The organism is Rhodoferax aquaticus, assembly GCF_006974105.1.
Lineage (GTDB): Bacteria > Pseudomonadota > Gammaproteobacteria > Burkholderiales > Burkholderiaceae_C > Allorhodoferax > Allorhodoferax aquaticus_A.
In genome coordinates, this window is the sequence record NZ_CP036282.1 from 1,245,905 (window position 1) to 1,258,404 (window position 12,500).

The 12,500-nt window shown below is 56.6% G+C and carries 10 protein-coding genes; 8 read left to right on the forward strand and 2 right to left on the reverse strand.

All coding sequences use genetic code 11. From position 1 onward, the window contains the following. Positions 1-27: 27 nt before the first annotated feature. Positions 28-912, reverse strand: a complete 885-nt coding sequence (gene ugpA, locus EXZ61_RS05855) for a sn-glycerol-3-phosphate ABC transporter permease UgpA (protein ID WP_142809919.1) — start codon at positions 910-912, stop codon at positions 28-30. A 77-nt stretch (positions 913-989) separates the two neighbouring features. After that, positions 990-2,303, reverse strand: a complete 1,314-nt coding sequence (ugpB, locus tag EXZ61_RS05860; protein ID WP_142809921.1) for a sn-glycerol-3-phosphate ABC transporter substrate-binding protein UgpB — start codon at positions 2,301-2,303, stop codon at positions 990-992. A 214-nt stretch (positions 2,304-2,517) separates the two neighbouring features. Between ugpB and EXZ61_RS05865 the strand changes: the two genes are divergently transcribed. The 8 genes from EXZ61_RS05865 (at position 2,518) to EXZ61_RS05900 (ending at position 12,463) form a co-directional block, all read left to right on the forward strand. Continuing rightward, the gene (locus tag EXZ61_RS05865) at positions 2,518-6,468 is read left to right on the forward strand and encodes a DUF3683 domain-containing protein (protein ID WP_142809923.1); all 3,951 of its coding nucleotides are present in this window, start codon (positions 2,518-2,520) and stop codon (positions 6,466-6,468) included. A gap of 493 nt (positions 6,469-6,961) precedes the next feature. Beyond that, on the forward strand, positions 6,962-7,375 hold the full coding sequence (locus EXZ61_RS05870; RefSeq protein ID WP_142809925.1) for a gamma-butyrobetaine hydroxylase family protein: 414 nt from the start codon (positions 6,962-6,964) through the stop codon (positions 7,373-7,375). A gap of 85 nt (positions 7,376-7,460) precedes the next feature. Then, positions 7,461-8,192 carry a bifunctional demethylmenaquinone methyltransferase/2-methoxy-6-polyprenyl-1,4-benzoquinol methylase UbiE gene (gene ubiE, locus EXZ61_RS05875; protein WP_142809926.1) on the forward strand — a complete coding sequence of 244 codons (732 nt, stop codon included), beginning with the start codon at positions 7,461-7,463 and terminating at the stop codon, positions 8,190-8,192. A gap of 55 nt (positions 8,193-8,247) precedes the next feature. Further along, positions 8,248-9,246, forward strand: a complete 999-nt coding sequence (locus tag EXZ61_RS05880) for a Tim44 domain-containing protein (RefSeq protein ID WP_142809928.1) — start codon at positions 8,248-8,250, stop codon at positions 9,244-9,246. 45 nt (positions 9,247-9,291) lie between these two features. After that, a complete protein-coding gene (locus EXZ61_RS05885; protein WP_142809930.1) occupies positions 9,292-9,840 on the forward strand; it encodes a ubiquinone biosynthesis accessory factor UbiJ in 549 nt (182 codons plus the stop codon). After that, positions 9,837-11,402: a ubiquinone biosynthesis regulatory protein kinase UbiB gene (gene ubiB, locus EXZ61_RS05890; RefSeq protein ID WP_142809932.1), complete on the forward strand. Its 1,566-nt coding sequence runs from the start codon at positions 9,837-9,839 to the stop codon at positions 11,400-11,402. Before EXZ61_RS05885 ends, ubiB begins: the two co-directional genes overlap by 4 nt. 52 nt (positions 11,403-11,454) lie before the next feature. Continuing rightward, complete coding sequence (locus EXZ61_RS05895) at positions 11,455-11,784, forward strand: FmdB family zinc ribbon protein (RefSeq protein WP_142809934.1); 330 nt, start codon at positions 11,455-11,457, stop codon at positions 11,782-11,784. Positions 11,785-11,821: 37 nt separating this feature from the next. Next, positions 11,822-12,463 carry a DUF502 domain-containing protein gene (locus tag EXZ61_RS05900; RefSeq protein ID WP_178084875.1) on the forward strand — a complete coding sequence of 214 codons (642 nt, stop codon included), beginning with the start codon at positions 11,822-11,824 and terminating at the stop codon, positions 12,461-12,463. Positions 12,464-12,500 lie beyond the last annotated feature (37 nt).

Sequence of the window (12,500 nt, forward strand, 5' to 3'; positions counted from 1 at the left end):
CAAGGTTAGAAGTTAGCGTTAAGGCACTCATGCGTACTGCACTTTCTTTTCAACATAACGGAATTGCACAACGGTCAGGGCTATCACAATGACCATCAAAACGACGGACTGTGCGGCAGCGCCGCCAAAGTCCATGCCTCTAAATCCATCGAAGTACACGCGGTAGACCAGCGTAGAAGTGGCTTTGCCTGGGCCTCCTTGTGTGGTGGCGTCAATGATGGCAAAGGTGTCAAAAAAGGCATAGACCATGTTGATGACCAACAAGAAAAAGGTGGTCGGTGCCAAGAGGGGCAATTGGATGGTCCAGAACCGGCGCCACGGACGGGCACCGTCAATGGCAGCGGCCTCAATGAGGGCTTTCGGAATCGAGTTCAAGCCCGCCAAAAAGAACAAGAAGTTGTAGGAAATTTGTTTCCATACGGCGGCCATGACGACCAAAGCCATGGCGTGGTTGCTGTTAAGCAGGTGGTTCCAGTCAAAGCCGATTTTGTGCAGAGCGTAAGTGACCACGCCGATGGAGGACGAAAACATAAATGCCCAGAGCAAGCCTGACACCACGGGTGCCACCGCGTAAGGCAGTATCAGAATCGTCTTGTAAAAGGTTGCGCCTTTGACGACCCGGTCCGCAAACACCGCGAGCAGCAAAGCGATGCTCAAACCAAGCACGGTGACCAGCGCTGAGAAGATGACCGTGGTTTGGAATGACGCGAGGTACGTGGCGTCATTCCACAGGGCTTTGAAGTTGTCCAAACCTACCCAAGTCACGGACGTGCCAAAGGCGTCTTGCTGTTGCAGCGATTGCACCAAAGCCTGACCCGCAGGCCAGAAGAAGAAGATTCCTACGACGGCGAGCTGGGGAGCCAATAGCAACCAAGGCAGCCAGTTGGAACGAAAAAATACGCGTTTTTCCATAGTGGACCGTTCAATGACACAACCCGCCTGTAGTGCTACAGGCGGGTTGTCAGGGTTAAGCGAGCCGTGAGGGCTTTTTACTTGTTCGCAGCTTGGAACTTGGCTAGCAATTCATTTCCACGGCTGACCGCGCTGTCCAAGGCTTCTTTGGCAGTCTTTTTGCCAGTCCAAATTTGTTCGGTTTCTTCGTCCACGATCGCGCGGATTTGAACAAAGTTACCCAAGCGCACGCCACGTGACTTGTCCGTCGTTTTGCGAATCATTTGGTTGACTGGCACCTCGGTTCCAGGGTTCTTTTTGTAGAAGCCCGATTTTTCAGTCAACTCAAATGCAGCCATGGTGATGGGCAAGTAGCCGGTGCGTTGGTGGCTGGCGGCTTGTACTTGAGGGCTGGACAAGTAGCTAAAGAACTGCGCAACACCCTTGTAGTTGGCGGCTGGTTTGCCGCTCATCACCCACAAGCTGGCGCCACCCAAGATGGTGTTTTGCGGAGCGCCGGGCACATCAGGGTAGTAGGGCAGAGTGGATTCGGCAAACTGGAACTTTGCGTCACGCTTGATGGTCGCGTAGCTGCCAGAAGAACCTACAAACATGGCGCATTCGCCAGAAATAAAGGAAGAGGATGCTTTTCCAGCGCGGCCTTTGTACACAAACAAGCCTTGCTTGGACATATTGGCCAAGTTCTCAAAATGGCGGACGTGCAGCGGGGAGTTGAACTCCAAGCGTGCATCCAAACCACCAAAGCCGTTGAACTTGCTGGCGTAGCTGACGTTGTGCCATGTGGAGAAGCTCTCTACTTGGGCCCACGTCATCCACGAGGTGGTGAAGGGACAGGTACTGCCGTTGGTTTTGAGTTTGGCAGCTGCCAAGACCACTTCGGGCCATGATGTAGGCGCTTTTTCAGGGTCCAGGCCCGCTGCCTTGAACGCGTCCTTGTTGTAATAGAACACGGTGGTGGAGCTGTTAAACGGCATGGACATCATTTGGCCGTTAGGTGCAGTGTAGTAACCCGACACGGCTGAAATGTAGGACTTGGGGTCAAACTTGACGCCGCCTTCTTTCATGACTTCAGCCACGGGCTTGATTGCGCCCTTGGAGTACATCATGGTGGCGGTACCTACTTCGAACACTTGCAAAATGTCCGGCGCGTTGTTGGCACGGTAGGCTGCAATGCCTGCGGCCATCGATTGGTCGTACTCGCCTTTGTACGTGGGAATCACTTTGTATTCGCTTTGGGAGGCATTGAAGTCTTTGGCCAAATCGTTGACCCAGTCGTTCAAGGCGCCATCCATGGAGTGCCACCATTGGATTTCGGTGGCTGCTTGGGCGGGGAGGGCAAAGGCCGCTGCGGTGACGGCCGCAATAGCGAGCGCAGTTCGCGTGAAGGTCATGTGGTGTTCCTGAGTGGGATGGATCGGCGATCGTATTTGTTTTATATGTCAATTATGTTTCAGAAAAGTTGCGGACTTGCCTGGATGCGACGGGTTTGGCCGGTTCTAAGGGCATACCACTAAGGCGTGGGCGGGTTTGCTGCACTGCGGTACCATCTCAACCCCGCACGCACCGCGCCTGAAAGCGGCTTTTCCGCTGCAACTTTAGAAATCGATGAACGCCCCCACACCGCTCTATCACCTTCTGCCTGAAACAGCCGCTGCGCACCCTGTGCACGAACGCATCCGCGAAATTCCGTACAACTACACGTCTTTCTCTGACCGGGAAATCGTGATCCGTTTGCTCGGATCCCATAGCTGGGAGCTGTTGAACCAGCTGCGTGGCGAGCGCCAGACCGGTCGCTCCGCCCGCATGCTCTACGAAGTGCTGGGCGATGTGTGGGTGGTGCAACGCAACCCCTACCTGCAGGACGACCTGCTGGACAACCCCAAGCGCCGCGGCCAGTTGGTGGATGCTTTGAATCACCGCCTCTCTGAGGTGGAAAAGCGCCGCACCCCAGAGGCCGACCCCGAGCGGGACGCCATGGTCGGCCAATTGCTGGTGGCGGCCCGCGCAGCCGTCAAAGCGTTTGACGCCGCCTTTGTGGAAGTGGCAACCCTGCGCAAGAAGACCCAGAAGCTGCTCTACAAGCTCACCGCCAAAGACAACGTCAAGTTTGATGGCCTCAGCCGCGTGAGCCATGTGACCGACGCGACCGACTGGCGCGTGGAGTATCCCTTTGTGGTGCTGTGCCCGGACTCTGAAGAAGAGATGGCCGGTCTGGTGAAGGGCTGTATTGAGCTGGGTCTGACCATCATTCCCCGTGGAGGCGGCACCGGCTACACCGGCGGCGCGATTCCGCTGACCTGGAAGAGCGTGGTCATCAACACCGAAAAGCTCGAAGCCATGACCGAGGTGGAGATGAAACGCCTCCCCGGTCTGGACCGCGACGTGGCCACGGTGTGGTCGGAAGCCGGTGTGGTCACCCAGCGGGTGGCCGATGCCGCAGAGCGCGGCGGCTATGTGTTTGCGGTGGACCCCACCTCTGCCGAAGCCTCGTGTATTGGCGGCAACATCGCCATGAATGCGGGTGGCAAAAAAGCGGTGCTCTGGGGCACGGCCCTGGACAACCTCGCCAGCTGGCGCATGGTGACGCCGCAGGCCGAGTGGCTGGAAGTGACCCGTATCAACCACAACATGGGCAAGATCCATGACGTGGACGTGGCCAGCTTTGAGCTGCAGTATTACAAGGCAGATGGCAAAACGCCCATCCGCAAAGAGCGCTTGGACATTCCCGGCACCACCTTCCGCAAAGAAGGCCTGGGCAAAGACGTCACCGACAAGTTCCTGAGCGGCTTGCCCGGCATCCAGAAAGAGGGCACCGATGGCCTGATCACCAGCGCGCGCTGGGTGGTCCACAAGATGCCTGCGCACACCCGCACGGTGTGCCTCGAGTTCTTTGGCAATGCCAAGGACGCGGTGCCCAGCATTGTGGATATCAAAGATTTCATGTTCGCCGAGCAAAAGCGCAGCGGCGTGTTGTTGGCCGGCCTGGAGCACTTGGACGATCGCTACCTGAAAGCGGTGGGCTATGCCACCAAGAGCAAGCGCGGTGGCTTCCCGAAGATGGTGTTGTTCGGCGACATCGCTAGTGACAACGCCGACGATGTGGCCCGCGTCACCAGCGAAGTGGTGCGCCTGGCCAACGGCCGCAGCGGCGAAGGCTTTGTAGCCATCAGCCCCGAGGCCCGTAAGAAATTCTGGCTGGACCGCAAGCGCACCGCTGCCATCAGCAAGCACACCAACGCCTTCAAGATCAACGAAGACGTGGTGATTCCGCTGCCCCGCATGGCGGAGTACACCGACGGGATTGAGCGCATCAACATTGAGCTGAGCCTGCAGAACAAGCTGGCCCTGTGTGACGCACTGACCGCTTTCTTTGAGCGCAGTGACCTGCCTTTGGGCAAGACCGATGACGCCAACGACATTCCATCGGCCGAGCTGCTGGAAGACCGTGTGGGCCAGGCGCTAGACCTGGTGGCGCAAGTGCGCGGCCAGTGGCAGGGTTGGCTGGACGGGGTGGAAACCCTGTTCCCCCAACTGCAGGACCACAGCCTGCGCGCCAGTTGGAAGACCCAGCTGCGTGCACCGCTGCAAGCCATCTTCACCGGCGCGGCGTTTGACGCCATCCTGGCTGAGTGCACCGCTATTCACAAGCGTGTGCTCAAAGGCCGTGTCTGGGTAGCGCTGCACATGCATGCCGGCGACGGCAATGTGCACACCAACATCCCCGTCAACAGCGATGACTACGACATGCTGCAGTCCGCCCACGGAGCGGTCAAACGCATCATGGCGCTGGCCCGCAGCTTGGACGGCGTGATCTCCGGCGAGCACGGCATCGGCATCACCAAGCTGGAGTTTTTGAGCGAAGCCGAGCTGGCGCCCTTCATTGCCTACAAGGCCAAGGTAGATCCCGAAGGCCGCTTCAACAAAGGCAAATTGCTACGGAATCAGGAGCTTCCTGCGCAGCCTGGAAGCGGGTTCGCACCGCATTTGACTGCGGATGGCTCCACCATCTACGCGGACTTGACCAATGCCTACACGCCCTCGTTCGGGCTGATGGGGCATGAGTCCTTGATCATGCAGCAAAGCGATATTGGCGCGATTGCCGATTCGGTGAAAGACTGCCTGCGCTGCGGCAAGTGCAAACCGGTGTGCGCCACCCACGTGCCGCGCGCCAACCTGCTGTACAGCCCGCGCAACAAAATTCTGGCAACTTCGTTGCTGGTTGAGGCCTTTCTTTATGAGGAGCAAACCCGCCGTGGCATCAGCGTGAAGCACTGGGAAGAGTTTGAAGACGTGGCCGACCACTGCACCGTCTGCCACAAGTGCGAATCGCCCTGCCCGGTGAAGATCGATTTTGGTGACGTGACCATGAACATGCGCAACCTGTTGCGCAAGATGGGGCAGAAGTCCTTCCGCCCCGGCAATGCGGCGGCCATGTTCTTCTTGAACGCTACCAATCCTGAGACCATCAAGCTGATGCGCGCGGCCATGGTGGGAGTCGGTTTCAAGGCGCAGCGCTTGGCCAACCAGGTCTTGCGTTTGGCGGCCAAGAAACAAACTGCCAAACCGCCGGCAACGGTGGGGCGAGCGCCGATCAAAGAGCAGGTGATCCACTTCATCAACAAAAAGATGCCCGGAGGCCTGCCCAAGAAAACTGCGCGCGCGCTGCTGGACATCGAAGACTCCGATTACGTGCCCATCATCCGTAATCCGAAGTCGACTACTTCAGAAACCGAGGCGGTGTTTTACTTCCCGGGCTGCGGCTCAGAGCGGCTGTTTAGCCAGGTGGGCTTGGCCACGCAGGCCATGCTCTGGCATGCCGGGGTGCAAACCGTGTTGCCACCGGGCTATCTGTGCTGCGGTTACCCCCAGCGCGGATCCGGTCAGGCGGACAAGGCCGAGAAAATCATCACCGACAACCGGGTGCTGTTCCACCGTGTGGCCAATACCCTGAACTACCTGGACATCAAGACGGTGGTGGTGAGCTGCGGTACCTGTTACGACCAGTTGCAGGGCTACGAGTTCGACAAGATATTCCCCGGCAGCCGCATCATCGACATCCACGAGTACCTGCTGGAGAAGGGCATCACCTTGGTTCCGGAGGGTGGTGCGGGCGCCGGTTATCTGTACCACGACCCCTGCCACAGCCCCATGAAGCTGCAAGACCCGATGAAAACGGTCAAAGCGCTTGTGGGTGACGCGGTCTTGAAGAATGACCGCTGCTGCGGCGAGTCCGGCACGCTGGGCGTGACCCGCCCCGACATTTCCACCCAAATTCGCTTCCGCAAGGAAGAAGAGTTGCGCAAGGGAGAAACCGCTTTGCGTGCCCTGACTGCGCCCGAGGGGCAGTCGCCCAAGGCGGAAGGGAACGTGAAGATATTGACCAGCTGCCCGAGCTGCTTGCAAGGCCTGAGCCGCTACGGCAACGACCTGAACAACGGCTTGTTAGAGGCCGACTACATCGTGGTCGAAATGGCCAACCAGATTCTGGGTAAAGAATGGCTGCCCGAGTATGTGCAAACCGCCAACGCGGGTGGTATAGAACGCGTGCTGGTGTGACGTTTCTGCCAAATACACGCAAAGATGCAAGATTAGCCAACCTCAACTCCCCAGCTGAGTCATTCCCCTACGCCAAGGCTCCGGGGTTTCGCTTTCTGGGGATGACGTGATGTTGAGAAAACCGTTGAATAGCCACAGTAAGCGAGTCATAGGTAGGCCCCGCCGCGCTCTGTGTATAGCGGCTGACGTTGCGTGCCTTTTTCTGACCGCCTTCTCCAGCCCTAAGGGTGGCGGTGCCGTCCACGGCCACGCCACGTTTGACATCCACCAGCCATCGCAACCAGCCTGTTCATCCACCCTCGTCGATACCGCGGGCTTTACTGCGTTGGTGTGGTGGGCGGTACCGTGCCTAGTGGCAGCGGCGATGTTGTTTCCAAAGTGGGAGATGATCGGGTGCATGTCAATCTAGTGGCACGGTTCTAGGCCAGTAGCAGGCCCCGTAGCGGGCCGACCAATGTTCGTAGATTCAGTTCAAGCAAATAGTGAGAAGCAAATGGCAGGTTTAAGCAACGGTTCCCCAAGCCCACAGGCACTGACGGTGCACGGTGAGTCGCGAGTCTTGGAAATCGCGTTTTCCGATGGAGCGGTGTTTCGGCTTCCTTTTGAACTCATGCGTGTGTATTCGCCCTCCGCGGAAGTGCAAGGCCACGGTGTCGGTCAGGAGGTGCTGCAAAGCGGCAAACGCCATGTCACTGTGGACGCGTTGGAGCCGGTGGGAAACTATGCGGTGCAGCCACGGTTTTCGGACGGGCATGACTCAGGCATCTTTTCTTGGGACTACTTGTATTTCTTGGGCTCGCAGCAAGCGCGATTGTGGTCTGACTATGAAGCACGCTTGCTTGCCGCAGGGCGTGACCGTGATGCCCCAATGCCCATGAAGATGTCGAGTGGCTGTGCAAGCCATTGAGGTGATTTTGCTATACAAAACATAGCTGCTCGCGCATAGTCTATGGGCGGAAGCACTGTTTTACCTAGCAGACTAAAATACAAACATGACCACCACACATTTTGGATTTCAATCGGTTGATGAGGCTGAAAAAGCGCGCCAAGTGCGCGGTGTTTTTGACTCTGTGGCCCCTAAATATGACCTCATGAACGACCTGATGTCGGGAGGGCTCCATCGGCTGTGGAAGGCCTATACCGTGCAGGTTGCCAACCTGCAAGAAGGCGATAGGGCCTTGGACATCGCGGGGGGGACCGGTGACTTGGCTTTGGCGTTCTCTAAAAAAGTGGGGGAGTCAGGGCAGGTGGTGCACACCGACATCAATGAGGCGATGCTGAGCACAGGCCGCAACCGTCTTTTAGACGCGGGCGTTGTGCTCCCCACCATGGTGTGCGATGCGGAAAAGCTGCCGTTTGGCGACAACTACTTCGACGTGGTGAGCGTGGCATTCGGCTTACGCAATATGACCCATAAAGACGTAGCCCTTGCTGAGATGAATCGCGTGCTAAAGCCTGGGGGCAAATTGCTGGTGCTTGAGTTTTCCAAAGTCGCACCTCCACTGCGCAAACTGTACGACTGGTATTCCTTCAAGGTCTTGCCGCGTTTGGGTAAGGCAGTAGCGGGTGACGATGCAAGCTACCGATACTTGGCGGAGTCTATTCGTATGCACCCTGACCAAGCCGAGCTAAAGGCCCTAATGCACAAAGGTGGATTTGGTCATGTGGACTATCACAACATGTCTGGCGGTGTGGTGGCTTTACATGTTGGAATTAAGTGCTAGTGCTTGCTGTAACGCATGCAACGCCCACTTTGGGTGACGGGTTTTGGGAGTAATTATGAGAATTTGGACATTGGTGTTGGCGATCACTTTGGGTTTGACGGGCTTGAATGCAGAAGCCGCCAAGCGTATGGGAAGTGGTCGCTCCGTAGGGCAGCAGTCAAGTAATGTGACCCAACGCGAGGCTGTACGCCCCCCGCCGACTGCTCCTGCCCAGAATGCAAGCAACGCGGCGGCTAAACCAGCGACTGCCGCACCTCCAGCAGCACAGCCTGCTGCGCCCAAACGACCTTGGGGTGCCATGTTGGGTGGTTTGGCTGCGGGACTGGGCTTAGCTTGGCTGGCCAGTTCCTTGGGGCTGGGGGGTATGGCCTCCATGGTCGGGCAATTCCTCCTGTTTGCGCTGTTGGCCTTTGGGGTCATGGCCGCTATCGGATGGTTTATGCGCAAGCGCAAACCTGAGGCCAATGTGGCCTCTGCGTCTAGCCCATTTGCTTTTCAAGGTGCGGGGGCCACCCCTGTGGTGCCCGCGCAGCCCTATCGGCCTGAGAATGTTGGCAACGATGCGTCTGCCCGTCCTTGGGAGCGCAGCAGCATGGCATTTGAAGCAACGCCAAGCTCCAGTGGTGGTTCCATGATCGGTTCTGCATTGATGGGTAGTCAAACTTGGGGCGTGCCCGAGGGATTTGACAGCGTCGGTTTCTTGAAGGCAGCAAAGACTAACTTTGTAACCCTGCAATCAGCCTGGGATCGGTCTGACATTCCAGCCTTGCGCGCCATGATGACCGACGGTATGTTGCGCGAGATTCAGTCCCAGTTGGCAGAGCGAGAAGCCCATACGGGTGGAAGCGCCAACCAAACCGAAGTGGTCATGATTGAGGCTAGCTTATTGGGCATTGAAGAGTTAGCCACTGAATATATGGCCAGCGTTGAGTTCACCGGCATGATTCGGGAGGATGTATCTGCAGGCCCTAACCCGTTCCGCGAAGTTTGGAATATGACCAAACCCAAAGCTGGCGGTGGGTGGTTGGTGGCGGGTGTGCAGGCATTGCAATAGACGGCGGTCTTCACCGAGCTTGCATTCAGGGAATAATAGGGGACTATGGCAACACAGTCCCCTTTTTCATTGCTGGAGGGATTCCTCCAAAACTTCAACCTACCTACGGAGCCACCTGCGTGGGTGATTGAGGAGTCGCACCGGCGTGTGGTGCTGTTGATCAACCATGTGCTGATGCAAGAGCCCGCTGCAATGGAGCGACTCGTGCGCCAAAAGGGTCGCGTGGTCCTGACGCAGTGGCGCGGTTTTTCTTTCAAAGTGAGCATCACACCCGCAGGCCTGCTGGATTTGGCAGATGCGCAGACCAGCGCTGACTTGACCTTGGTGCTTACCGAAGAATCCCCTTTTGCGATTGCACAGGCCCTGATGCAAGGCAATAAGCCCGCGGTGCGTGTGGAGGGAGATGTGCAATTGGCGGCAGAGATCAACTGGCTTGTCGACAATGTGCGCTGGGACTTGGAGGAAGACTTGGCACGCATCATGGGCGATGCACCTGCCCATACGCTGGTCCAAGCAGCGCGTTCCTTTGCCCAAGCTTTGCAACGCTTTGCGGGCCAAGGTGTTCGGGGGCATACCTCCGGGTCTACTGAATGACGCGCTTTTCGCGGGGCGTATTTATTCTTTGGGTGTTTTGGCGCCATGGTTTGGATGCCTTACTGCTTACGAGTTTGCAGCGTCCGTGGCTGCAGCGACTGGTTCCTTGGCTTCGACTCGGGCGCAATCTAAGTGCACCCAGAGGTCAACGCATTCGCGAAGCGCTTGAAGCCCTTGGCCCCATTTTTGTAAAGCTCGGCCAGGTGCTGTCGACACGGCGGGACTTGATGCCCGTTGACATTGCGGATGAGCTGGCATTGCTGCAAGACAGAGTGCCCCCGTTTGATTCATCGCTTGCCATTGCCTCGATTGAGCAAGCTTTGCGCAGACCCCTGCATGAGATCTTTGTTTCTTTTGACCATGAGCCTGTAGCCAGTGCGTCTATTGCACAAGTGCATTTTGCGGTTCTCAAAGATCGACATGGTGTCTTGCGCGACGTTGCCGTGAAGGTCCTGCGTCCCGGCATGCTTGCGGCCATCGAAAAAGACCTGGCGCTTATGCGCCTGATGGCGGGTTGGCTAGAAAGGCTCTCAGCGGATGGCAAACGCCTCAAGCCACGTGAAGTGGTTGCAGAGTTTGACAAGTATCTGCATGACGAGTTGGATTTGGTGCGCGAAGCATCCAGTGCGGCCCAATTGCGGCGCAACATGGAAGGGCTGGATCTTGTGTTGATCCCGGAGATGCTGTGGGATTACTGCACGACGGATGTCTTGGTGATGCAGCGTATGACGGGAGTGCCCATCAGCCAAATTGATAAGCTGCGGGAGGCCGGGGTTGATATTCCTAAGCTCGCCCGGGATGGCGTCACCATTTTCTTTACACAGGTCTTTCGCGACGGCTTTTTCCATGGCGATATGCACCCGGGCAACATTCAGGTGAGCTTAGCCCCTGAGACGTTTGGGCGATTTATCTCGCTCGACTTTGGCATCGTCGGCACGCTCACTGAAGTGGACAAAGAGTATTTGGCCCACAACTTCGCTGCTTTTTTTCGGCGCGACTACAAGCGTGTGGCGGAGTTGCATATTGAGTCGGGTTGGGTGCCCCACGATACCCGTGTGGATGAGCTGGAGGCAGCCATTCGTGCCGTATGTGAACCTTATTTTGATAGGCCCCTGAAGGAGATTTCACTCGGCATGGTCCTGATGCGATTGTTTCAGACCTCACGCCGCTTCCATGTTGAAATTCAGCCACAACTGGTGCTGCTGCAAAAAACCTTGCTGAATATTGAGGGGCTGGGTCGGCAACTGGACCCTAACCTCGACCTATGGGCGACAGCCAAGCCATTTTTAGAAAAATGGATGATGGACCAAGTAGGCCCTCAAAAGCTGTTCGACCAACTCAAGGAACATGCGCCCCGCTATGCAAAGCTGTTGCCTGAGTTGCCCACTTTGTTGCAAAACTATTTGCGCGATGGCGCAAGGGACCATTCAAGGCTTTTGGTCGAGCTACTGATAGAGCAAAAACGCACTAATAGCTTGTTGCAAAGCCTTGTCTCTGCCGTGATTGGGTTCGCATTGGGTATGGTTCTGATGCAATTCATTGTCAGAGTCGGCTTGTTTTAGGCTGCCCTCTATAATTAAAGGCTTTGCAACTAGAAGTTAGACCACCTACGCCATGCCTATATACGCCTACAAATGCGACTCCTGCGGGTTTGCCAAAGACGTGTTGCAGAAAATGTCGGACTCTCCATTGGAAGTATGCCCTTCTTGTTCGCAGCCAGCCTTTAAAAAGCAAGTGACTGCTGCCGGTTTCCAGTTAAAAGGGTCTGGTTGGTATGTGACTGACTTTAAAGGGGGTAACGCTGGCTCTTCAGCGGCATCTGCGCCCGCGAAAGACGACACAGCAGTCGCCCCAGCCACTGACGTCGCAAAGCCTGCTAGCGTGGAGTCAACACCAGCAGCGTCTCCCTCAGTCGCCGCCCCAGCAACTGTTGTATCCAGCTAATCGTTAGCGCCAGTCCTTACGGGTCAACATCGTGCCTATTAAAAAATACCTCCTCACCGGACTCATGGTCTGGCTGCCTTTGGCCATCACTTTGTGGGTCTTGCTGTGGCTGGTCGGCTTACTAGATGCGGTGTTTGCTAGCTTCTTGAATGGGTTGTCCGCAGTCACACCAGAGAGCTTAGGTCCAAGGTTGGAGCGGTTGCACGCCATACCGGGGTTGGGTGTGGTCTTGGTTTTTTCCGCAATGTTGGTGACCGGTGCACTGGTGTCCAACGTGGCTGGCCGTTGGTGGGTCAAACAGTGGGATCGGTTGTTTACCAACATTCCCATTGTGAAGTCGATTTACAACAGCGTCAAAAAGGTGTCCGACACCCTGTTTTCAAGCAATGGCAATGCGTTTAGAACCGCTTTGTTGGTGCAGTACCCTCGGCAAGGTAGTTGGACGGTCGCATTTCAAACGGGTTCACCCAGTGGGGAAGTTGCTTCTCACTTGGGTGCTGATTTTGTCAGTGTCTACGTGCCCACAACGCCTAACCCAACGAGCGGTTTCTTTTTGATGTTACCCAAGGCGGATGTCATAGAGCTCGACATGAGCGTGGATGAAGCGCTGACCTACGTCATTTCTATGGGGTCGGTAGCCCCTGGTGCGCAAGCGTCGAAAATACCAGTTTCCCAGTAATCTGTATCCATGAATCCCGCCGCCAGCTTGGCGGCGT